Here is a 22,301-nt window from a genome sequence, read left to right as displayed (position 1 = left end):
TGCCATTCACGGTGTTACCGGTCGGAACTCACGGGCCGGGGTACACCGTTACCGTGCAGGGCAGTGCGTACGAACGAGCGAGGAGGTGAGCGTCGGTGGCGGCGTTCATGCGGCGCGTGAAGGCCGGCTTCAGCCGGTTCCTGGACCGGCCGGCCACCGTCGACATCTCCCGGTACGAGGGGCTGCTGACCTCGATCGAATGGCGGGAGAAGAAGGTCGGCGAGCTCTCCGACGAGGAGCTGACCGAGGCGGCGGCGAAGCTGCGCCGGGCAGGCGACGAGCCGGGGTTCGACGAGAAGGAACTGGTCGAGCTGTGTGCGATCGCCAGGGAGGCGGCCAGGCGCGCACTGGACGAGCGGCCCTACGACGTGCAGTTGCTCGGAGCGATGGAGCTGCTCGCGGGGCACGTCGTGCAGATGGCCACCGGTGAGGGCAAGACACTCGCCGGTGCGATCGCGGCCGCCGGGTACGCCTTGGCCGGCAAGGCCGTGCACGTCATGTCCGTCAACGACTACCTCGCCCAGCGCGACGCCGAGTGGATGACCCCGGTGTACCGGATGCTGGGGGTCTCCGTCGGCTGGGTCAGCCAGACCTCGTCGCAGGACGAGCGGCGGGCGGCGTACGCGGCCGACGTGACCTACGGGTCGGTCAGCGAGATCGGGTTCGACGTGCTGCGGGACCGGCTCGCCACCTCCGTGGACGACATGGTCGGCCGCGAACCCGACGTCGTGGTCGTCGACGAGGCCGACTCCGTGCTGATCGACGAGGCCAAGGTGCCGCTGGTGCTGGCCGGCTCGTCCGACGAGGGTCAGTCCGACCCCGAGGTGGCCCAGATCGTCCGCGCGCTCAAGCCGGGCCAGCACTACGAGAAGGACGAGGACGGCCGCAACGCCTGGCTCACCGGCCGGGGCGCGAAGGCCGTCGAGAAGGCGCTCGGTGGTGTCGACCTGTACTCCGGTGAGCACAGCGACCGGCTCGCCGCCGTGAACGCCGCGCTGCACGCGCACGCGCTGCTGGAGCGGGACGTGGACTACATCGTCCGCGACGGCAAGGTGCACCTGATCAACTCCTCGCGCGGCCGGATCGCGCTGCGGCAGCGGTGGCCCGACGGGCTGCAGGCCGCGGTCGAGGCCAAGGAGCGGCTGCGGCCGACCGAGAGCGGCGAGGTGCTGGACTCGATCAGCGTCCAGGGCCTGATCGGCCGCTACAGGACGGTGTGCGGCATGACCGGCACCGCGGTCGCGGTGTCCGAGCAGCTGCGCGAGTTCTACGAGCTGCGGGTCGCGGTCATCCCGCCGAACACGCCGTGTGTCCGGGAGGACGAGGACGACCGGCTGTACGACACGATCGAGAACAAGGAAGCGGCGATCGTCCGCGAGATCGCGGCCGTGCACAGGACGGGGCGGCCCATCCTCATCGGCACCCGCGACGTCGCCGAGTCGGAGCGGCTCGCGAAGCTGCTCGACGAGGCCGACGTGCCGTGCGTGGTGCTGAACGCGAAGAACGACGCGCAGGAGGCCGCGATCGTGGCCGAGGCCGGCGCGTACGACGCGGTCACCGTGTCCACGCAGATGGCGGGCCGTGGCACCGACATCCGGCTCGGTGGCAAGAAGATGAGCCACGACGCCGAGGAGCACGACAAGGTCGCCGCCCTTGGCGGGCTGCTGGTGATCGGCACCGGCCGCTACCCGTCGAGCCGCCTCGACGACCAGCTGCGCGGCCGGTCCGGGCGGCAGGGCGACCCCGGCGGGTCGGTCATGTTCGCGAGCCTGAGCGACGACCAGGTGATCCAGTACGCGCCGGACGCGACGGCGGGCGCCGAACCGGACGACGACGAGGACGAGGGCCGCCTCACCGACCCGACGACCAAGCGCTTCGTCGACCACGCGCAGAAGGTGGCCGAGGGCGTCCAGTTGGAGATCCACCGCAACACCTGGCGGTACACCCGGCTGATCGAGCACCAGCGCAGGGCGCTGCTCGAACACCGTGACGAGCTGCTGCGCACCGACCTCGCCGCGACGGAGCTGGCGGCGCTGTGCCCGGAACGGTGGGAGAAGCTGTCCGAGGAGCTGGACGAGAAGGTGCTCGAGGAGGCGGCACGGCAGATCACGCTGTACCACCTCGACCAGCGGTGGACCGAGCACCTGGCGTTCCTCGCGGACGTGCGGGAGACCATCCACCTGCGGGCGCTCGCCAAGGAGACGCCGATCGACGAGTTCCACCGGACCGCGATCCCCGAGTTCCGGAAGATGCCGGACGAGATCTCGGAGCGGGCGGTGGCGACCTTCGCCGAGATCGAGATCGGGCCGGACGGGGTGGACCTGGCCGAGAGCGGGCTGCGCAGGCCGTCGTCGACCTGGACGTACATGGTCCACGACAACCCGTTCGACACCGACGCCGAGCAGGCGCTGCAGCGGGTCCGCGCGATGGTCAAGAAGGTGCGAGGCGGGTCACGCCGCTGACTTTTCGCCTGATGGGCGAAAACGTGTCAGGATAGGGACATGCCACAGCTTCGGATCGCGCTCGCGCAGGTCAACGCCACCGTCGGGGACCTGGCGGGGAACGCGTCCCTGATCGCGGCGTGGACCGCGCGGGCCGCGGCGGACGGCGCGCACGTCGTGGTGTTCCCCGAGATGGTGCTGACCGGCTACCCCGTCGAGGACCTGGCGCTGCGGCAGTCGTTCGCGTCGGCGTCGCGGCAGGCGCTGACCGAACTGGCCGCGCGCCTGGACGCCGACGGGCACGGCTCCGTCGCCGCCGTGGTCAGCTACCTCGACCGCGACGACGTCGGTCCGCGCGACGCCGTCGCCGTGCTGTACGACGGGCGGGTCGCCGCCACCCAGTTCAAGCACCACCTGCCCAACTACGGGGTGTTCGACGAGCGGCGGCTGTTCAAGCCGGGCCACACGCTCGACATCGTGCGGCTGCACGGGCTCGAGATCGGCATGGTCATCTGCGAGGACATCTGGCAGGAGGGCGGGCCGATCGCAGCGCTGGGCGCCGCCGGGGTCGACCTGGTGGTGGCGCCGAACGCGTCCCCGTACGAGCGGCACAAGGACGACCAGCGGGAGCCCCTCGTCGCGCGGCGGGCCGCGGAGGCCGGCGCGCCGCTCGTGTACGTGAACCAGGTCGGCGGCCAGGACGACCTCGTGTTCGACGGCGACTCGATGGTGGTCTCCGAATCGGGTGAGCTACTGACGCGGCTGCCGCAGTTCGTCGAGCACCTGACCGTGATGGACCTCGACCTGCCGGGTGGCGCGCCCACCCTGGCCGGTGATCTCGCGGGCTTCGCGGTGCGGCGGGTGCCGCTGTCGGACGCGCCACTGGCGCCGTACCCGGCCCGGCCGCTGCCCGACGCGTTCGAGCCGCTGTCCGAGCTGGAGGAGATGTGGCGCGCGCTGACGCTCGGCCTGTGCGACTACGTGCGCAAGAACGGGTTCACCTCGGTGGTGCTCGGCCTCTCGGGCGGTATCGACTCCGCGGTCACCGCGGCGCTGGCCGTCGACGCGCTCGGGGCCTCGAACGTGTACGGCGTGTCGATGCCGTCGGTGTACTCGTCGGACCACTCGAAGTCCGACGCCGCCGACCTGGCCGAGCGGGTCGGGTGCCACTACCAGGAGCAGCCGATCGCGAACATGGTCGAGGTGTTCGTGAGCCAGCTGGCGCTGACCGGGCTCGCCGAGGAGAACGTGCAGGCCCGCTGCCGCGGTGTGACGCTGATGGCGCTGTCCAACCAGCACGGGCACCTCGTGCTCGCGACCGGCAACAAGACCGAGCTGGCGGTCGGCTACTCGACCATCTACGGCGACGCGGTCGGCGGGTTCGCGCCGATCAAGGACGTGCCGAAGACGCTCGTGTGGGAGCTGGCGCGCTGGCGCAACGAGGCCGCCGCCGCACGGGGTGAGACACCGCCCATCCCGGAGAACTCCATCACCAAGCCGCCGTCGGCCGAGCTGCGGCCTGGGCAGATGGACGCCGACTCGCTGCCGGACTACGACCTGCTCGACCGCGTGCTCGACGACTACATCGAGGGCGACCGCGGGTATTCGGACCTGGTCGCCGCCGGGTTCGCACCGGAGCTGATCGACAGGGTGCTGCGCATGGTGGACAGGGCCGAGTACAAGCGGCGCCAGTACCCGCCCGGCACGAAGATCACCTTCAAGGCGTTCGGCCGCGACCGGCGGCTGCCCATGACCAACGCGTGGCGCGAGGGCAAGTAGCCGGCAGCAGACCGGGTGCCCCGTGCGCCCGTGTGAAGCTCGTCGCACGCCGCTGTGCGACCGCCCGGTTGGTGTCAGGCTGGTTTGGTAAGCCATCCATGAACACCCGGGGACCCACACCACGTGGGCTTCGAGGGAAGGACGGTCGACAATGACGTCAGCATCGAACCCTGAGGTGGCCGCGCCGTACGGCACCGGCCCCAGCGCGCCTGCCAAGCCTGCGAAGCGCGTACGCGTCCACCACCTGCGGGAGATGAAGGAGCGCGGCGAGCCGTGGCCCATGCTCACCGCGTACGACATGTACACCGCCGAGCTGTTCGACGAGGCCGGGATCCCGGTCCTCCTGGTCGGTGACTCGGCTTCCAACAACGTCTACGGCTACGAGTCCTCGCTGCCGGTGACCGTCGACGAGATGGTTCCACTCGTACGTGCGGTCACCCGGTCGGTGAAACGGGCACTGGTCGTGGCGGATCTACCGTTCGGCTCGTACCAGCTGTCACCGGAACAGGCACTGGCGACATCGGTGCGGATGATGAAGGAAGGCCGCGCGCACGCGGTCAAGCTCGAGGGCGGGCGGGCGTTCGCGCCGCACGTCAAGGCCATCACCACGGCGGGTGTGCCGGTCATGGGGCACATCGGGTTCACGCCGCAGAGCGAGCACAACCTGGGCGGCTACCGCGTGCAGGGCCGCGGCGACGCGGCGGGTGACCTCCTCGAGGACGCCATCGCGTTGCAGGAGGCGGGTGCGTTCGCCGTCGTCATGGAGATGGTGCCCGCCGAGGCCGCGAAGCGGATCACCCACGAGCTCGCGATCCCGACCGTCGGCATCGGCGCGGGCCCGGACTGCGACGCGCAGGTGCTGGTGTGGCAGGACATGATGGGGCTGCGCAGCGGCAGGGCACCGCGGTTCGTGAAGCGGTACGCCGACCTGGCCGGAATCATGAAGGGCGCGGTGGAGCAGTTCGCGTCCGAGGTGCGGGGACGTGAGTTCCCGGCGCCGGAGCACGTGTTCCACTAGTCCGCCTCCCCGGGCTTCACGGTCAGCCACAAGATCCGACACCGGGATGCCCGCGACTTCCCGAAAGTCGCGGGCATTCCTTGTCGATCCGCGTCGCGCTCGTCCGACGCACGGGCATGAGCACCATCGCGATCAACATGTTCCTCACCCTCGACGGCGTCGCGCAGTCCCCGGGCGCACCGGACGAGGACCGCGCCTCCGGCTTCGAGCACGGCGGCTGGCAGGTCCCGCACTTCTCCAGGCAGCTCGGCGAGGAGATCGTCGGGCCGTGGCACGCGAACCCCGGCGCGCTGCTGCTCGGCCGCAAGACCTACGACATCTTCGCCGGGTACTGGCCGCACATCGGCCCTGACCACGACGACTACCCGATGGCGAAGATCTTCAACGAGACACCGAAGTACGTGGCGTCGCGCTCGCTGACGACGGCGGAATGGACCAACACGACGGTGCTCAGCGGTGACCTGGTCGCGGCCGTGACCGACCTGAAGGCCAGGGACCTCGGCGAGATCCAGGTGATCGGCAGCCTCGACCTCGCGCAGACGCTGATCCGGCACCGGCTCGTCGACGAGTTCCGGCTGACCGTGTTCCCGGTCGTGCTGGGCACCGGGAAGCGGCTGTTCGACGGCGCCGCGCCCACCGGGCTGGAGCTGGTGTCGGCCCAGCCCGTCGACAAGGGCGTCGTCGCCTGCGTGTACCGGCCGACGGGGGCGCCGGAGTACGGGACGTTCGGGGTGTGATCAGCCCCTGCCGTGGGGCTCGGTCCAGTCGGTGACCGGGCCCTTCGGCACGATCCGCGTCGGGTTGATGGCGTCGTGGGTGTAGTAGTAGTGGCGCTTGATGTGGTCGAAGTCGACCGTCTCGCCGAAACCGGGGGTCTGGAACAGGTCCCGCGCGTACGCCCACAGCACCGGCATCTCGGTCAGCTTGTTCCGGTTGCACTTGAAGTGGCCGTGGTAGACCGCGTCGAACCGGACCAGCGTGGTGAACAGGCGGATGTCGGCCTCGGTGAGCTGGTCGCCGACCAGGTAGCGCTGGTGTTCCAGCCGCGCCGACAGCCGGTCCAGCTCGGCGAACAGCGCGTCGTATGCCTCCTCGTACGCCTCCTGGCTGCCCGCGAACCCGCAGCGGTAGACGCCGTTGTTCACGTTGCGGAAGATCGGCTCGATGACCTCGTCGATCTCCGCGCGCAGGTGCTCCGGGTACAGGTCCGGGGCACCGGGTGCGTGGAACTCGCGCCACTGCGTCGACAGGTCCAGCGTGATCCGCGGATAGTCGTTGGTGACCACCCGGCCCGACTCGACCTCGACGATCGCCGGGACGGTGAACCGCCCGTCGAACTCCGGGTCGGCCCTGTGGTACGCCTCGGACAGGTACTCGATGCCCAGCACCGGGTCGCGGTCGCCCTCGTCGAGGGTGAACCGCCAGCCGCGCTCGTCCCGGACCGGGTCGACCACCGCGAGGGAGATCGCGTCGTCGAGACCGAGCAGGCCACGCACGATCAGCGCCCGGTGCGCCCACGGGCAGGCCAGGCACACCACCAGGCGGTACCGGCCCGGCTCCGCCTTCCAGCCCGACGAGCCGTCGGCCGTGATGCGGTCGGTGAACCGGTTCTTCTGCCGCACGAACTCGCCGCGGGCCGAGGTTTCCTTGCCGAACTGCACGGTTGCCATGCCACCGAATCTAGGCTGCACGCATGCACTTGTCCTACCCGCCGCTCGACTCGCACGCCGAGGGCATGCTCGACGTCGGCGACGGGCACTCCGTGTACTGGGAGGTGAGCGGCAACCCCGACGGCAAACCGGTCGTGTTCGTGCACGGCGGTCCCGGCGGCGGCACGTCCCCGCAGCAGCGCAGGCTGTTCGACCCGGCCGCGTACCGGATCGTGCTGTTCGACCAGCGGGGTTGCGGCCGCAGCGTCCCGCACGTCGCCACCCGCGACCCCGACGAGCACAACACCACCTGGCACCTCGTCGCCGACATGGAGGCGCTCCGCGAACACCTCGGCATCGAGCGGTGGCAGCTGTTCGGCGGATCGTGGGGCGCCACGCTCGCGCTGGCCTACGCGCAAACTCACCCCGAACGGGTGACGGAGATCGTGCTGCGTGGCGTGTTCCTGCTGCGGCGGTCCGAGCTGGACTGGCTCTACCGCGGCGGCGCGGGCGCGCTGTTCCCGCGGGAGTGGGCGGCGTTCGCGGCGCAGGTGCCCGACGGCGACGTCCTCGACGGCTACCGGCGGCTCCTCGACGACCCCGCCCGCGCCGCCGACGCGGCCGCGGCGTGGAGCAACTGGGAGGGGTCGATCGTGTCACTCACCCCGAACCCCGGCCTGGCCGCGACGTACGCCGACCCCGGGTTCGCGATCGCGTTCGCCAAGCTGGCGCTGCACTACTTCACCCACGCGGGCTGGCTCGACGAGGGCCAGCTGATCCGCGACGCCGGGCGGCTCGCCGGCATCCCGGGACGGATCGTGCAGGGCCGCTACGACGTGGTGTGCCCGCCGGTCACCGCGTGGGACCTGCACCGAGCGTGGCCGGGCTCGGCGCTCACCATCGTCCCGTGCGCCGGGCACGCGGTCACCGACACGGGCATCCTCGACGCGCTGATCGCCGCTACGGACGAATTCCGTGGCTGAGGGCCGCGTGCGCCTCGACCAGTGACGGACCGCACCACGTCAGGTGACGGCCGTCGACCAGCGCGTACCGCAGGCCGGGGAACGACTCCGGGCCGTCGTCCGCGGTGAACTCGTACGGCTCGTCCGGCAGCACCACCAGGTCCGCGCCCGCGTCGTTCAGCTCCGCCAGTGACGGCCGCGGGTAGCGGTCCGCGTGGCCCGCGTACACGTTCTCGACGCCCAGCCGCAGCAGCACGTCCCCGGCGAACGTGTCGCGGCCGACCACGACCCACGGGCGGCGCCACACCGGGACCACCGCCCGCGCCCACACCGGCTCCGGCGTGCGCCACACGTCCTCCGCGGCCACCAGCCAGTCCGGTTCCGCCAGGTCGAGCCCCTGCGTGAGCAGCCTGCGGACCGAACCGAGCCCCGCCGGGACCGTCGCCGCGGCGGCCGTCACCCACACCGGGACACCGTCCACGCGGATGCGGGCCACGTCCTCCGGCCGGTTCTCCTCCGCGTTCGCCACCACCAGGTCGGGGCGCAGGTCCAGCACCGCGTCGACGCGCGGGTACTTCGAACCACCGACCCGCGGGACCTCCAGCGCCACCGGGTGGGTGCAGTAGTCCGTGGCACCCGCGACCAGACCGGGACGGCTCGCCTCGATCGCGTCGGTGAGCGACGGGACCAGGCTCACCACCCGCGTCGGCGCACCGGTCAGCGGGACCGGCTCCCCCAGGTCATCCACCAGCACGCCGGACCTCCTCCGCCGGCACGTCCGCGTGGCACGCCCCCGGTGGCAACGCGCGCATCCCTAGATGTCCGTCACGCGGATCCCGGCGTGGGCCTTGTAGCGCCGGTTGATCGCGATCAGGTTCGCGGTGAACGCCTCCACCTGGTGCGCGTTGCGCAGCCTGCCGCCGTACACGCCCCGCATGCCGGGAATCGCGTCGGCCAGCGCGCGGACCACGTCGGTCGCCTCGCGGTCGTCGCCGAGCACCAGCACGTCGGTGTCCATCTCGGCGATCGACAGGTCCGCCAGCTGCACGGCCGACACGTGGTGGAACGCGGCCGTCACCCGTGACTCCGGCAGCAGCCCCTCGGCCTGCTGTGCCGCGCTGCCCTCCTCGACGGGCAGCGCGAACGGGCCCTGCTTGTCGAAACCGAGCGGGTTCACGCAGTCGATCACGATCTTGCCGATGAGCTGGTCCCGCAGCGTCGCCAGCAGCTCGCCGTGGCCCTCCCACGGCACCGCGACCAGCACGATGTCCGCGGCCGCCGCCGTGGTCGCGTTGTCGGCGCCGGTCACGCCGTCACCCAGCTCGGCAGCGGCCGCCTCGGCGCGGTCCGCGCTCCGCGAGCCGATGATCACCTTGAGGCCCGCCTTCGCCCAGCGCAGCGCGAGACCCTTGCCCTGCGGTCCGGTGCCGCCGAGCACCCCGATCGTCCGGCCTGTCACGTCGGTCAACGCATATCTCCTTCGTGGCTACGCGCGCTCGAAGACGACCTTGCGAGCTTCCGCGTCTGCCTGAGTCAACCGCACCCGGATGGTCTCGCCTTCCGGCAAGTCGGCATTCGCACACTTCGCGACGACCGGCGGGTCGGTCAGGAACACCTCGGCGGAGTTGCCTTCCGACCGCAGGACGATCGCGTCGAACTCCTGGCCGACACGGTCGTGCAGCACCCACGCCTCGACCTGGTCGAGGCACGCCTTGTCGACCTTGTTGGCGAGCGTGTCGGAACCGGCCATCACCTCCGGCAGGCCCGGCAGCGCCTCCCGCACCCAGTCCGGCACCTCCTCGCCGGCGTCGACCGCGAGGCAGATCTCGGTGCCGAACCGGTCGACCAGCCGCCGCAGCGGCGCGGTGACGTGCGCGTACGGGGCGGCGATCCCGGCGTGGGTGGCCAGCTCGGGGTGGTTTCCGTCGAACACCGTGTAGCCGGCGCCGCGCAGCAGGCGGGTGGCGTCCATGAACAGGGCCAGCGCCTCCGGGCGGTCCGGGTCCAGGCCCGCGAGCAGCTCGGCGGCGTCCACGTGCCCCGGCCACGCGATACCAAGCGAACGCGCGGACCGGCGCAGCCACTTCACGGCGCCGCTCTCCGGGTCGGGCAGCGTGCGCAGGACACCGACCCCCGCGTCGAGCATGAGCTTCGCCGCGGCCATGCCGGTGAGCAGGGAGATCTCGGCGTTCCACGCGTCGACCTCGCTGCGGGGCCGCAGCGCCAGCCGCCAACCGTCGCCGTCCGCCGCCACCTCCTGGTCGGGCAGCGCCAGCTCGACCGCGCCACGTTCCACGGCACGCTCACGCCGGAGGCGGCCGATCTCCGGCAGCACCGCCAGCGACGGGGGCGCGGTGCCGTTCCTCAGTGCGGCGTCGACACCGTCGTAGTCGTACCGGGCCCGCGAGCGGACCAGCGCGCGGCGGACGTGGGCCTGTTCGAGCGCGCCGTCGGCGTCACAGTCCAACGTCCACAGCGCCGCGGGCGTGACCTGTCCCGGCAGGAGGCTCGCCACGCCCTCGCTCAGCACCGGCGGGTGCAGCGGGATCTTGCCGTCCGGCAGGTAGATCGTCTGTCCCCGGCCGCGGACCTCGCGGTCCAGCGCGCCGTCCGGCGCGACGAACGAGCCGAGGTCGGCGATGGCGTAGTGCACGCGGAAACCCGTGCCGCGCCGCTCCACCGCCATGGCCTGGTCGAGGTCCTTCGCGCCCGGCGGGTCGATGGTGACCAGCGGCAGGTCGGTGGCGTCCCGGTGCCCGCCGTGGGACCTGGTCGCCGCCCGCTCCGCCTCCGCGAGCACCGCCGAGGGGAAGCCCGGCGACAGCGCGAACTCCTCCCGGACCTTCCCGAACCCGATCCGGTCGCTGTTCGCACGAATCACCACGCCCGGCACCCTACCGGGACCTAACTCTCGTCCCAGTCCCGTTCGGACTTGTCCCACGCCTCAGTGCGCTGTTTCGCGATGTCCAGCGCACGTTCCGCGGTCGCGCGGTCCGGGTACGGACCCAGCCGGTCGATCGCCGGGCAGACCTCGCCGTGCTCGACGGTGTTGTGCTTCGTGCAGAAGTACCAGCCGGGGTCCGGATTGTTGTCCGCCATGAACAGAGCCTAGTGTCCCGCGCCGGAAATGCGGTGCGTAAGTCGGTGGATCCAGGTTTCTGCTGGCAAGGCGCCGATCCTCCCTCGTACCGGGTTGTACTTGGGTGGATCGGCAACGCCGCCAGCAGGAAGCTGGGCCGCCGAATTATGTGCCGGATTTCCGGCGCGGGGCACTAGTGCGGTGCCGGGGACCAGGGACCCATCTGCTGCGCGGGGAAACCGCGTGGCGGCGTGTCCTCGTTGGCGTTGCGGTGGTCGGCCGGGATCGGGTCCAGCACGGACACCAGCACCTCGGTGTCCTCCGGGTTGTCGATGCGCCGACCGCTGCGCTCGCGGTACACCAGCTCACCGTCCACATCGATCTCCACGAGGTACCCGACCTCGGCGAGCTGCTCCTCGTCCAGGTTCACCAGCTTCTCCCGGCGGGACGGGACGACCCGGTACTCCGGCCAGTCCAGGTGCCCGAACGCCTGGTGGAACTCGGCCAGGATCTGCGTCATCGCGTGCTGCCACGGCAGCGGCATCGCCTCCACCAGCGACTTCGGGAGCACCACGTAGTTGGCGGGCGTACCCGGGTGCGGGGTGCGCAGATAGTCCTGCAGCGGCGTGCTCGACGCGGGCCTGCCCATGTGGGGCTGGATCGGTTCTGGCGTGTACATGGTCATCGCGCCCCCTTGGTCATACGCCAGGCCGCACGGCCTGGCCCATCAGCTCCGGCTCGCCCCAGCGGACCGGACGGATGTGCACCGGCACACCAGTCTGCTGCGCCTCCACGATCTTGCCGTCCCCGAGGTACATCGCAACGTGGTGAATGGTGTCCGGGTTGCTGGTGTCGTAACCCCAGAACAGCAGGTCACCGGGCTGCGCCTCCTCCACGGGCAGCATCGCGCCCGCCCGGTACTGCTGCCGAGAAACCCTCGGGAGAGTGACGCCCGCCGAGCGGTACGCCTGCAGCATCAGGCTGGAGCAGTCGAACGAGTTCTGGTGCGTGGTCGCCGCGCCCCACTGGTAGGGCTTGCCCTGCTGGCCGAGCGCCCACTGGATCGCCGCGCCGGCCGCCTTGGTCGGGGCGGGCACCAGCAGGCCAGTGCCCTCGCCGCAGCCCGTCGGGTCCGGCACCAGGCCGACGTTACCGATCAGGTGAGCCGCCATCGGCTCCCACTTGTGGTAGCGGTCCGGGAACGCCGACCGCTCCACGTCCTGTGCCGACTCGCCGGGCCGCTGCTGCTCCCAGTTCGGCACCTCCTCCAGGACGTCGTAGAACTTCCTGATCGAGTAGTTCGGGTCCTTGACCTGCTCCGGCGAGCCCCAGCCCATGGACGGGCGCATCTGGAACATGCCGAGCGAGTCGCGGTCGCCGTAGTCGAGGTTGCGCAGTCCCGACTCGGTCATGCCCGCCTGGATCGCGACCTGCCACGCGAGCGGCGGCAGCTGCCGTTCCTTGCCGATCTGGATGATCATGGCGACGTTCTCACGCTGATCCTCGTTCAGCTTCGCCGCGTCCGCCGCACCGCTGCCAGCGGGCCCCGCCGAGATCGGGCCGAGACTCGCGTTGCAGGTCAGGGACACCCCCATCGCCCTTGCCTGCTCCGCGGCCTGGTCCTGCGACACCACCTGGGTGACGGCACTGACGCCCGCGACGGCGACCGTCACCACGACCACCAGTCCCCCGACGACCAACGCGCTCTTCATCGCGGCACCACCGCACCCGCGCCGGGGCACCGCGGCGCTCGCCGCTCTGCTCGATGATTCACTCCGCGAGCTCCGCTCATGTCAGCTCACCTGCTCGTAGAAGGCCACCCGCCAGCCGTCGGGGGTGTCGATCACCGTGATGAGTAGGTTGCCGTCATCGGTCGGCAGTTCGACCTTGACGGAACTCGTGAAGGACTCGACGACCTCCGGTTCGCCGGTGACCTCCGTGGCGCCGATGTTGCCCGGCGCCACCGTCGCCATCTCCGTGAGCTGCTCCTCCGTGGTGAACGGCGCCAGCTCCGCCAGCCACTCCTCGGCGGTGATGCCTTCCGGGTGGTCCACCCACGCCCTGCCCCACGAGTCGGCGACCTCCAGCGCGGCCGGGTCCGGTGGCGCGGACGTCGGCGCCGACGGGACCTCGGTGATCCGGGTCGGCAACGCGCTCGCCGACCCCGTCACCCCCGGCGTGTTCGTGGTGCCGGGCACGTTCGACGTCGACGTCGTGTTGCCCGACGACTCGGCGGCCGCGCCGCCGCCCGGCTTGTTCCCGCCGGTCAGCTGCGGAACGAGGATGCCGAGCGTGATGACCAGCACGGCCACCACGAACACCACGACGGTGAGGTGGCGGGGCGAGCGCATGGGCCAGCCCCACAGGCGTCGGTAGACCGCGGCGCGCCCGCGGTTGGTGCGGATCGGCATGTCATCTCACCGCCGCGTCGGTCTCGCGCGGCCCGTCCCGCAACGGCATCCGCCTCGGTGCGGGCTCCCGCACCTCCAGCCCACGCGAGGGCCGGTAGACGACGTGCACCGGACGGCCCGCCACCATCTCGACGTCCGCGGGCCGCGGGACCGGCTGGTTGCTCCTGGGTGCCCCGATCGACGCCGCGTCGAACCGGCTCTCGTTGCGCACGCCGCTGACCTGCGACGGGACGACCATCGCGTCCTCGCCCCAGTCCCGGTCGTACACCGGGGTCGTGTCGACGACCCTGCTGCGCCGCGGCGGCAGCGCACCGGCCGGATCGTTGCGCCCACCAGGACCGGCCGGCATGAGCACGGCCTCACCGTCGCCCCGCGCGGGCGGCAGCCCCAGCGCGCTCTGCCCGATCGGCTGCCGCCGCGTGTCCAGCCGCTCGGCCGTCGCCATGACCGGCCCGGCCGCCTCCGGCCGCGACCTGCGACCACCGCGGTTCGTGGCGGCCACCGTGTCGCCGGCCAGTTCCTCGTCACGCAGGTTGTCCCAGAACTCGTCCTGCGGGCCGCGCTCGTCCGCGCCCTTGCCACGCCGGAACCGGGAGAACAGCCCGCCCCGGCTGGCGGAGGGCACCGAGGCCCCGGCCGCGCCGACGGACAGCTCCACCATCTGCCACATCCGCTTCACCGGCCGCCCGACCAGCAGGAACACCAACGTCACGATGCCCGCGAGCAGCATCTGCGTCAGCATCGACAGCTCGACGTCCGGGCCGAAGATCAGCTGCAGGAACTTGAAGTGGATACCGGCCAGCATGGCCAGGACCAGCACGTTCAGCACGACCGCACCCACGGCACGACCCACCTTGCGGAGGATGTCGTGGTGGACCAGCGCCACCAGGCCGATCACCGGCGCGGCCAGGGTGAAGATCCTCAGCAGCAGCTGTGCCAGCAGAACCGCCAGCTTGGCGAGGAACTGGAACAGCGAGTACACCAGCGACTGGAAGAACGCCAGGAAACCCGAACCGGTGCGACTGCCCTCCGTGCCGCTGAAATAGCCCTGCGCCGACCCCAGCTCGTTGTAGATCCGCTGGTACTCGGCCCGCTTGGCCGCCTCCGCCTGGTCGTTGGCGTCGTTCCCGGACGCGAGGTCCTCCCACGTCCACGCCTGCGCGTTGAGGAGAGGACGCCCGAACTCCTCCGCCTGCGGCGCGTTCGGCTGCCCGAACTCACCACGCAGCCAGTTCTCGTAGACGATCCTGGTGTGCAGCTCCGTTGGCAGCACGTCGCGCTGGATCCGGTCCTCGTCCGGGCTGCGGAACCCGTTTTGGATGCCGGTGGTGGTCTCCACGATCAACCGGTCCACGGCGTCGTAGTTGCTCACCAGCACCAGCGTGGACGCCGCCAGCCACATCCCGCCGAGAGCGAAGAGGCCGCGCTTGGAGACCGCCGCCAGGTCGCCACGCCAGATCTGCCGGAACATCAACACCGCGAGGACCAGCATGAAGATGCTGAACAGCTGCATGTAGATGTTGTCGAAGATGGCGTTCGCGGCCGCGCCGATCTGCTGGTTCAACCCGCCGAGCACACCGCCGTTGTAGAGCGTGTAGTGCAGCGAGTTGGTGGCACCGACGATGTTCTTGCCGAGGTTGAACAGCTCGTTGCCTGCCCACGTGTCGATCGTGACGCTGGGGTCCGAGATCGACAGAGGCTGCTGGCAGTTCGGGTCGTAGACGTGCCACACCATGCCGGCGTAGCCGTGGTCCAGGTACGGGCTGTTCGGGAACTTCTCGTTGGTGTACGGGCCGCCGGCCTCACCGTTGCCCTGCGACGGGTCGATCGCGCCGACCATGCCCGCACCCGGTCGCTCCGGGAACGGCGCACAGCTCGTGTCCTGCTGTTGCGCCATCGCGGGCGAGCCGAAGATCGCCTGCATGCCGAGAATTCCCGCCACGACCACGAGCGAGGCCACCCGGCCTCTGCGCCTGGCCGGGTTCGCTGTGCCGCGTCTTTTTCGCCGCCGCGCCGTGTAGAACAGCACGATGGCGATCACCACCAGCATCGTGATCATGTTGCGCCGCTTTCGCCGGCCCCGGCCGAGCTCCGGGGAGGGTGAATGCTCACGGGACTATGACCGTCCAGCGGACGACTCGCTTCGCGATCTCCGCCGACAGGATGACTCGCTTGACTAGCTCCGCCGACTAGATGACTCGCTTCGCAAGCTCCGCCGACAAGATGACTCGCTTCGCAAGCTCCGCCGACTAGATGACTTGCTTCGCAAGCTCCGCCGACAAGATGACTCGCTTCGCAAGCTTCGCTCATGCGGCATCGACCCGCCCGCGTTTGCCTGCCTTCTTTCCGTTGCCGGAACCGTCCGGGGGACCGGCCGGGTCCACGTCCGTGTTGGGATCGTCGTCGGTGAGGCCAAGCTCGAACTCCGCTTCCAGTTCGAACTCGTCGTCGGAGTAACGGCTCTCGTCGTCGACCGAGCCGTCGCGTGGCGGTTCGTCCTCCTCCTCCGACGGGATCTGCGGGGCGTGCGACTCGGCGGGCAGCACCGTGCCGGGGGCCGCGTCGCGCAACGCGTCCGGGGTGGTGTCCATGACCGAACGCAGGTGGTCGAGGTGCGAGCCGGACAGGTCGATGCGGATGCGTTCCACCCCACCAGCGCCGTCGGCGAAGATGAACTGTCTCGGCGCGGTGTCGCGGACCGCGTCGCGGTGGCCGCCGGGGCGGCGGCCGAGCGAGGCCACCACCTGTTCGTAGCCCGCGCCGACCGGGACCTTCAGCAGGCGCAGCGCGTCCTCCTGCGCCTGGTCGTCGTCGAGCCTGCCGACGAACACCGAGTCCAGCAGCGCGACGAAGCCCTGGATGCGGAGGAAGTCGGACGGGATCTGGGACGACAGCAGCACCCGGACGTTCCACTTGCGGGAGTCACGGGCGAACCGGTTCATCAGCACCCGGCCCGTCGGCACCTCCGAAAGGAAGAACGCCTCGTCGATCCACACGCCCTTGCGGGTGTCCTTGGGCCGCTCGTAGATCGACCGCTGCGTCAGCCACGCCGCCAGGTTCAGCATCTCGACACCGAGGGACTCCGCGTCGGTCCAGTGCTCCCGGCCCACACCGTCCTTCGGCAGCGTCAGGCCCGCCATCGTCATGACGGTGAGCCGGTCGTCGCGGGTCTCGTTGTACGGGTCGGCGTCCTTCTCCGGGATGAGCAGCTGCATCCGCTCACGCATCTCGTCGAGGAAGTCCGCGACCACCACCGCGTGCTCGTGGTGCTCCGACGCGTCGCGCCGCAACGCCTCGAACACCAGGCTCGGGTCGGCGTCCGCGCGGCCGCCGACCATGCGGACGGCACGCAGCAGCACGATCCTGGTCTGCGGCATCCTGGCGATGTCGTAGGGCAGCAGCCCGGTCAGCACGTCCAGTGCGAGGCGGCGGCGGGTGGCGGCGGCGAGGGCCTTCTCCCTGCGCCATGCCCGCTCCGGGTCCTCCTCCTCGACGAAGTGCTCGTACTGCGGCTCCGCCACCACCCGGTACGGGTTGAGAATGCCGGGCTGCGCGTTCAGCAGGTTGATCGGCCGCGCGTAGGGCCGCAGCTCCGGCAGGTCGCACAGCTTCGTCAGCGGACCGGACGGGTCGAGGATCGTCCAGTGGGCACCCGCGCGCAGCGTCTTGTAGACGATGCCGCCACCCAGGAACGACTTGCCGCCACCGAGACCGGCGACCATCGCGGTCAGGCCGGACCCGTCGCGGATCTCCTGCGCCATCCACGGGTCCCACGCCACCGGACGCCGGGTCGCCGTGCACGTCTCGCCCAGGAGGATCCCCCGGCGGTCGCCCACCTCGGCGGTCGCGGTCGGCACCGACGCCGCCGCCCACATCACCGAGCCGCGGCGCATGTACGCCGCCGAGGCGAGGGACTCGCCGGGGATGAACTCGCGGGCCAGCGCGTACTGCGCCTCCGGGTGCTCGATGGCCACCTTCGGCTTGTACAGCTCCAGCACCTGCTGCGCGAGCCGGAGCGCGTCCCGCTCGGTCGGGCCGGACACCGCGAGCCGCCACCACGACCGCACCCGGGTGGCGAGCGCGGTGAAGCCCGACGTCATCTCGTCGTCGATCTCCAGCACCCGCGACGCCTGCCGGGCAAGGGACTGCGGCGGCTCAAGCTCGTGCTCGTCGGTGTAGTGCCGGACCTGCGAGCGGACCTTGTTCATCTGCCGCTGCAGCTCACCCGAGACCTCCTCGGGCCGCCGCACGTAGATGCGGGCGGACCACTCCACAGCGGCGGCCAGCCGGTCGCTGTGCTGCACCCACGGGTCGTCGACCTCGGGGATCTGCAGCCCGTGCATCTGGCCGACCGTCAGCACCGCGACGTGCCGCGTCATGCCCGCGTTCGAACCGGTGCGGCCACGCACGGTGAGGGTCGGCGAGTACGGCTCCTGGTGGAAGTCGGCCGCGTCGGTGAACGACGCCAGGTCCTCCGGCTCCCACGCGGCACCCGGCACCGCGGGCAGGTTGCGGGGCGCGGGCAGGCCAAGCGAGCACGACCGGTGCATCAGCCAGGACATCTCCTCGGCCGTCACCGGCCGGCCCTCGAGCCCGGCGGAGGCGATCACCTGGTCGAGGTGCTCCACCTCGGAGTCGATCGCGAGCAGCTCCGCGTCCACCGCGGCCGGGAAGACCTTGCGCAGCAGCGGCGCGGCACGCTCCACCGCGCGGTCGACCATGTTGCGGGTCTGCACCTGAACGCCCAGGTACACCTCCTTCTCCGCCATCGACCGGCCCAGCAGCTGCTGTTGCTCACCGATCAGGTAGTCGTCGAAGGACAGCGCCCCCGGCGCGTCGGGCAGGCGGTTGACCGCGTTGTGCACGTGCGCCTCGGCCCACATGCGGATCGGGTAGGGCCGGTTCGTGACCCGCAGGTGCATCCACCGGCCGTGCAGCTCGGCGTACTGGCCCGCGATGGCCGCGATGAGGTCCTGGCGCTGGGAGTCCGAGCGGAACGACCAGCGCTGGGGCGCGAGCCGGTACCACGCGAACACGTCGGAACCGTTGCGCAGCAGGTGACCGTCGATGCTCCGCGCGGCGATCGACGGGGTGTACGTGGGAATGGACTGCTCCCCTGGGAGACGTCGGTTGCGCTTGTTGTCGGCGGCGGGTCGGTACTGCGCCGGCTGTCTCACCCGTCTCACCTGGTCGGGCAGCCCGTGCTCCGGGGCCGCGTGACGGCCACGGTGGAGTTCCGGTGGTTGCCGGTGCGGGGCCGGGGGCATGCCCGTGGTGCCGGCGTGCTGTGGCACCGGCGGGAACGGGGCGTGCGTCTCAGGCGCGTGCTTGCGTCGACGTGCGAACACCGCCACCCCTCCCGCGTTTCGTCTCCTGCCTCCCGGGCCGGTTCCGCCGCTGGTTCCGCTGCCGGGCCTTGGCCCTGGCCCGGTCTGCCCGTTCCCGGTTCCGCTGGGCCTTCTTCTCCGAGGTCTGTCTCGGCCGCTTCGCCTGTTTCCTCGGCCGGTCGGTGTTCACCCGCACCCTCGTGGCACTGACGGCACCACCCTGCCCGGAGGTTGCCTCGCGCGGCGCGGTGAGTTCCCGCAGCCACATCGCCGACACCGCGGACAGCGGCCGTTCGTGACTGATCTTCGAGGTGATCATCCTGGTCAGGAGGACGGTGACGACGATGCCCCACGCGATCGACCAGAACAGATCGATTCCGAGACGGCGTTCGACGGTGAGCACGACGAGGAAGACGAACACTCCGACGCCCCACGCCACGTAGCGGGCCCGCCACGGCATCGTGGCCCGAGGAGGCCCGAGCCAGACGGCGTCGACGCGGTAGACCTCGTCGTCGGTACGTATACGCACTGGTGCCCTCTGCTCAGCCCGTGAAGAGGCCGGCGATCCACGTGCCGATGTTCTTGCCGGCGTCCGTGGTCACCGCCAACCCGATGATGGCCAGCGCGACGATCACTCCGCCGAGGCGGCGCATGACGCCCGCGTTGTCACCCTTCCCGCCGCCGAGCCACAGGAGCAGGATGGCCACCACGAGCAGCAGCAACGGGATGATGTTGTTGAGGATCCAGTCGCGGACGTTGTTCGTGCCCAAACCACCGGTGTCCTGGGCGAGCTGGAGGGTGGTCATGGCGATCATGTTCTTGACTCCTGTGTGCGCGGAGCGGCCCGCTGTTGTGCGTACGTAGACGAGTAGAGCACGCCCGCATCACGATGTGTAGTGACGGGGCCGCGCTCCGTAGATCCACATCTGGTGCACTCGCATTCTCCTCGGCGCTTTTGGACGTGCCATCTGACCACACACATGATGCGGCTCAAAGGCGCGGTAAGTCGCGTCGACCACTCGTCCGGACCAATCTGCGCGGATCTTCACCCGCCTGCGGCGGAGACCCATAACTGTAGGTACGAAACGGGTGTGGTCAACCTGCCGGCACTGTCCTGCGTTAACTCGTTCGGCCCAGCGGAACTGGCAATGGTGTGTTCGCCACATCGCCATGCACATTGCTCCGTTCGGCGCAGCCTGTGTCACTCATACACAATCGGACATCCTTCGCGGGGGCAGTCGATCGTGATCGAAAAGCCGCGCACAGTGTGCTGTGGCGGCCCTTTCGGGGCGGACGAGCCGGCATGTAAGCCGGATCCTGTCCCCGGCCTCGCGGCCGGTGGGCGGTCATCCATCTGGGCCTGCCGTCGCCGGCAGGCTCTAGCGGCCTACCCGCAGACTCGGGCGGGCAGCCCTCGAACGCCTGCGCAGGAGCCCCTGGGGACTCCCTCTTGACCTTGCTCCGGGTGGGGTTTACCTAGCCACCCCGGTCACCCGGGGTGCTGGTGGTCTCTTACACCACCGTTTCACCCTTACCTGGCCGAAGCCAGGCGGTCTGATTTCTGTGGCACTGTCCCGCGGGTCGCCCCGGGTTGCCGTTAGCAACCACCCTGCCCTTCGGAGTCCGGACTTTCCTCGACGGGCATGCGCCCGCCGCGACCGCCCTGCCGACTCGTCCGCGTCCACCAGGATAACGCCGAAGTGGATCATGGTGGCCAGAGGCCCGACACCAGGACGAGGCGTGTTCTGTGGATCTTTGCGGGTGCGTCCTGGCCTGATCGGCAGTTACCTCAGGGGAACCAACACTTTCAAGTCCGGGGAGGCGGGCCAGCCAGGTGCGAGGTGTCGTTCACGAGGCGTACCGAGGCGTTACCGTCCGGATACCACTCCACGACCGAGAGCGACGCCAGGTCCAGGTGGAGGCGGAACAGCAACGAAGGGCCGCTGTCGAGCCCGAGCCGCAGCAGCGACTTGATCGGGGTGACGTGGCTGACCACCACGATGGTCTCCCCCGCGTACCGCCGCAGGAGGTCGTCGCGGGTTTCCCGCACACGGGTGAGCACCGCGTCGAAGCTCTCCCCGGCCGGCGGCGCCACGCTCGGGTCGCGGATCCAGCGGCCGTGCAGCTCGGGGTCGCGGGTCGCGGCCTCGGCGAAGGTCAGCCGTTCCCACTCGCCGAAGTCGGTCTCGATCAGGCCGTCGTGGACCTCGACGTGGTCGGCGATCACGGCCGCCGTCTGCCGGGCCCTGGCCAGCGGGGACGACACCACCGCGGCGAAGTCGACGGGCGCGAGGCGGGCCGCCGCGGCCTTCGCCTGCTGCTGCCCGGTCGAGGTCAGCGACACGTCGCCGCGCCCGGAGTAGCGGCGCTCCGCAGACAGCTCCGTCTGCCCGTGCCGCAGCAGCAGGAACCTCGTCGGGGTGCCCGTCGCCCCCATCCACCGCGCCGGCGCGGTCGTGTCCACCGGCGCGGGTTGTTCCGACCGCGACGGTCTGCCGTCCATGGCCTCGTTGGCCAGCCGGTCCGCGTGCGCGTTCCGCGCCCTCGGGATCCACGTGTAGGTCACCGTGCCGAACGCGGCCGCCACCTCGTGTGCCGTCGCGGCGAGGGCCTTGAGCGCCTCGTTCTTGATCTGCCAGCGGCCCGACAGCTGCTCGACGACCAGTTTCGAGTCCATCCGGACCGCGACGTCGGTGGCGCCCAGTTCCCGCGCGGCGCTCAGCCCGGCGATCAGGCCCTGGTACTCGGCGACGTTGTTGGTCGCGACACCGATGCTCTCGCCACGTTCGGCCAGCACGTTCCCGTCGGCGTCGAACACCACCGCGCCGTACCCGGCGGGACCCGGGTTGCCGCGCGAGCCGCCGTCGGCCTCGACGACGACCCTCACAGGCCGCTTTCCGCCGTGCGCACCATGATCGCGCCGCACTCGTCGCACGTGACGACCTCGTCGGCCGCGGTGCCGGAGATGCGGGAGATGGCGCTGCGGTCCAGCTCGATCCGGCACGCGCCGCACCGCCGTGCCCGCAGCAGCGACGCGCCGATCCCCCGCTGCGCGCGCACCCGCTCGTACAGGGCGAGCAGCTGCTCGGGGAACACCGGCACCAGCTTCGCCCGCTCCTCGGTCCGCCGCGCCCACACGGTTTCCAGGTCGGCGAGGGCGTGGTCGCGCCGGTTCGCCGCGTCGGACAGGGCCTCCTGCGCCTTCGCCAGCTCGACCGCCGCGTGCTGCCCGTCCAGCTCGACCGCCTCGCGGCGCTCCATCAGCTCCAGCAGCTCGTCCTCGAGCGTGGCCTGCCTGCGCTCCAACGTGTTCAGCTCGTGTTCGAGGTCGGTCATCTGCTTCGCGTTGACCGTGCCACCGGCCAGCAGCGCGCGGTCGCGGTCCTCACGGGCCCGCACCGCGTCGATCTCCTTCTCCTGCCGCTTCACTTCGCGGTCGAGGTCGCCGAGGGTGGTCTCGTTCGCGACCTTCGCGTCCTTGCGCGTCTGCACGGACTTCTCGGCCTCGGCGATCTCCGCGAGCTCGGGCAGCGTCCTGCGCCGGTGGTCGACCCTGGCGAGCTCGGCGTCGACGTCGGCGAGCTCGAGCAGCTTGCGCTGCACTGCGGGATCGGCTTTCACCCTGGAAACCTCCG

General features: G+C 70.7%; 19 protein-coding genes and 1 other RNA gene. 5 read left to right on the top strand and 15 right to left on the bottom strand.

Annotated elements, in window-relative coordinates:
• The first annotated feature begins 107 nt into the window (after positions 1-107).
• The 4 genes from secA2 to ACFPCV_RS10490 all read left to right on the top strand — a co-directional run bounded on the left by secA2 (position 108) and on the right by ACFPCV_RS10490 (position 5,975).
• Positions 108-2,462, top strand: coding sequence for an accessory Sec system translocase SecA2 (gene secA2 / locus ACFPCV_RS10505; protein WP_378055909.1), 2,355 nt, complete (start codon positions 108-110; stop codon positions 2,460-2,462).
• Positions 2,463-2,501: 39 nt separating this feature from the next.
• Positions 2,502-4,220, top strand: coding sequence for an NAD+ synthase (locus ACFPCV_RS10500; RefSeq protein ID WP_378055887.1), 1,719 nt, complete (start codon positions 2,502-2,504; stop codon positions 4,218-4,220).
• Positions 4,221-4,371: 151 nt separating this feature from the next.
• Complete coding sequence (gene panB, locus ACFPCV_RS10495; protein ID WP_378055886.1) at positions 4,372-5,238, top strand: 3-methyl-2-oxobutanoate hydroxymethyltransferase; 867 nt, start codon at positions 4,372-4,374, stop codon at positions 5,236-5,238.
• Positions 5,239-5,354: 116 nt separating this feature from the next.
• Positions 5,355-5,975 carry a dihydrofolate reductase family protein gene (locus tag ACFPCV_RS10490; protein ID WP_378055885.1) on the top strand — a complete coding sequence of 207 codons (621 nt, stop codon included), beginning with the start codon at positions 5,355-5,357 and terminating at the stop codon, positions 5,973-5,975.
• On the opposite strand, the gene ACFPCV_RS10485 is transcribed toward ACFPCV_RS10490, so the two are convergent.
• Positions 5,976-6,908 carry a glutathione S-transferase family protein gene (locus ACFPCV_RS10485; RefSeq protein WP_378055884.1) on the bottom strand — a complete coding sequence of 311 codons (933 nt, stop codon included), beginning with the start codon at positions 6,906-6,908 and terminating at the stop codon, positions 5,976-5,978.
• A gap of 23 nt (positions 6,909-6,931) precedes the next feature.
• Here ACFPCV_RS10485 and pip point away from each other — a divergent pair, with 23 nt between their 5' ends.
• Complete coding sequence (pip, locus tag ACFPCV_RS10480) at positions 6,932-7,870, top strand: prolyl aminopeptidase (RefSeq protein ID WP_378055883.1); 939 nt, start codon at positions 6,932-6,934, stop codon at positions 7,868-7,870.
• Here the strand turns inward: pip and ACFPCV_RS10475 are convergent.
• The 14 genes from ACFPCV_RS10475 to ACFPCV_RS10410 form a co-directional block, all read right to left on the bottom strand.
• Complete coding sequence (locus tag ACFPCV_RS10475) at positions 7,848-8,600, bottom strand: helical backbone metal receptor (RefSeq protein WP_378055908.1); 753 nt, start codon at positions 8,598-8,600, stop codon at positions 7,848-7,850. The genes pip and ACFPCV_RS10475 overlap by 23 nt on opposite strands.
• Positions 8,601-8,663: 63 nt before the next feature.
• Positions 8,664-9,317: an NADPH-dependent F420 reductase gene (npdG, locus tag ACFPCV_RS10470; protein WP_378055882.1), complete on the bottom strand. Its 654-nt coding sequence runs from the start codon at positions 9,315-9,317 to the stop codon at positions 8,664-8,666.
• An 18-nt stretch (positions 9,318-9,335) separates the two neighbouring features.
• Positions 9,336-10,730, bottom strand: a complete 1,395-nt coding sequence (locus ACFPCV_RS10465; RefSeq protein WP_378055907.1) for an RNB domain-containing ribonuclease — start codon at positions 10,728-10,730, stop codon at positions 9,336-9,338.
• A gap of 23 nt (positions 10,731-10,753) precedes the next feature.
• Positions 10,754-10,948 (bottom strand): hypothetical protein, encoded by a 195-nt coding sequence (locus tag ACFPCV_RS10460; RefSeq protein WP_378055881.1) that lies wholly within the window; start codon positions 10,946-10,948, stop codon positions 10,754-10,756.
• Between the two features lie 173 nt (positions 10,949-11,121).
• Positions 11,122-11,613, bottom strand: coding sequence for a hypothetical protein (locus tag ACFPCV_RS10455; RefSeq protein ID WP_378055880.1), 492 nt, complete (start codon positions 11,611-11,613; stop codon positions 11,122-11,124).
• A gap of 13 nt (positions 11,614-11,626) precedes the next feature.
• Entirely contained in the window at positions 11,627-12,640 is a 1,014-nt protein-coding gene (locus ACFPCV_RS10450; RefSeq protein WP_378055879.1) for a C40 family peptidase, read from the bottom strand.
• Between the two features lie 81 nt (positions 12,641-12,721).
• Entirely contained in the window at positions 12,722-13,339 is a 618-nt protein-coding gene (locus ACFPCV_RS10445; protein WP_378055878.1) for a hypothetical protein, read from the bottom strand.
• Position 13,340: 1 nt separating this feature from the next.
• Positions 13,341-15,398: a magnesium transporter gene (locus tag ACFPCV_RS10440; protein WP_378055877.1), complete on the bottom strand. Its 2,058-nt coding sequence runs from the start codon at positions 15,396-15,398 to the stop codon at positions 13,341-13,343.
• 247 nt (positions 15,399-15,645) lie between these two features.
• Positions 15,646-18,606, bottom strand: a complete 2,961-nt coding sequence (locus ACFPCV_RS10435) for an ATP-binding protein (RefSeq protein ID WP_378055906.1) — start codon at positions 18,604-18,606, stop codon at positions 15,646-15,648.
• Positions 18,607-18,655: 49 nt separating this feature from the next.
• Positions 18,656-19,195 carry a hypothetical protein gene (locus ACFPCV_RS10430; RefSeq protein ID WP_378055876.1) on the bottom strand — a complete coding sequence of 180 codons (540 nt, stop codon included), beginning with the start codon at positions 19,193-19,195 and terminating at the stop codon, positions 18,656-18,658.
• A 13-nt stretch (positions 19,196-19,208) separates the two neighbouring features.
• Entirely contained in the window at positions 19,209-19,481 is a 273-nt protein-coding gene (locus ACFPCV_RS10425) for a hypothetical protein (protein WP_378055875.1), read from the bottom strand.
• Positions 19,482-19,956: 475 nt separating this feature from the next.
• Positions 19,957-20,340, bottom strand: an RNA gene (gene rnpB, locus ACFPCV_RS10420) — RNase P RNA component class A.
• Positions 20,341-20,473: 133 nt separating this feature from the next.
• The gene (locus ACFPCV_RS10415) at positions 20,474-21,553 is read right to left on the bottom strand and encodes a bifunctional RNase H/acid phosphatase (protein WP_378055874.1); all 1,080 of its coding nucleotides are present in this window, start codon (positions 21,551-21,553) and stop codon (positions 20,474-20,476) included.
• Complete coding sequence (locus ACFPCV_RS10410; protein ID WP_378055873.1) at positions 21,550-22,287, bottom strand: zinc ribbon domain-containing protein; 738 nt, start codon at positions 22,285-22,287, stop codon at positions 21,550-21,552. The genes ACFPCV_RS10415 and ACFPCV_RS10410 overlap by 4 nt, the downstream gene beginning before the upstream one ends.
• Positions 22,288-22,301 lie beyond the last annotated feature (14 nt).

Origin of the sequence: Actinophytocola glycyrrhizae, assembly GCF_042653545.1 — a bacterium.
In the GTDB taxonomy this organism is placed as follows: domain Bacteria; phylum Actinomycetota; class Actinomycetes; order Mycobacteriales; family Pseudonocardiaceae; genus Actinophytocola; species Actinophytocola glycyrrhizae.
Note: the sequence above shows the minus strand (reverse complement) of the source record. Positions and strands in the feature narration are given on the sequence as shown.